1 protein-coding gene is annotated in these 507 nt (G+C 74.4%); it reads left to right on the plus strand.

All coding sequences use genetic code 11. From position 1 onward, the window contains the following. Positions 1-181: 181 nt before the first annotated feature. Positions 182-507 (plus strand): sulfurtransferase TusA family protein (locus AC2W7M_RS27230; RefSeq protein WP_486136367.1); only part of this gene is annotated, 326 nt, incomplete at its 3' end.

Here is a 507-nt window from a genome sequence, read left to right on the forward strand (position 1 = left end):
GCTGACCGGCACGCAATTGCCCGCGCCGAGCGGCTCTGCCGCGGGCGGGGCGGGCTCTGCCTACGCGTCCGGCGCCGCGCTTCTCGGGGTGGTTCATCCCGGGGAGCGGCGCCGGCGGCGGGGGAGGGGAGGGCCGCGAAGGCCCTCCTTCCCCTCGCCCACGAACCCTGGGAAGGTGTCGATGACTCTCACGGACCTGCGTCACGACCTTGCGCCCGACGTCGGCTTTGACGGCGGCGACCTCGATTGCGGCAACGGGCTGCTGCTACTCATCCGCAAGCACATCGACCCCCTGCCGCGCGGCGGGCTGCTGGAGATCCGCTCCACCGAAATCTCGGTGGACGACGACCTGCCCGCCTGGTGCCGGCTCACCGGCAACGAGCTGGTGTCGTTTCTGAAGGAGGCAAGCAGCGCTCCTTCCTGGTCTGCAAGGGTCGCCGTGGAGAGCGCGCGCGCGCGCGCGCGCGCGCGCGCGCGCGCGCGCGCGCGCGCGCGCGCGCGCGCGAG

The sequence above is a fragment of the Xanthobacter sp. BG11Y11_SDJG genome, assembly GCF_057364445.1.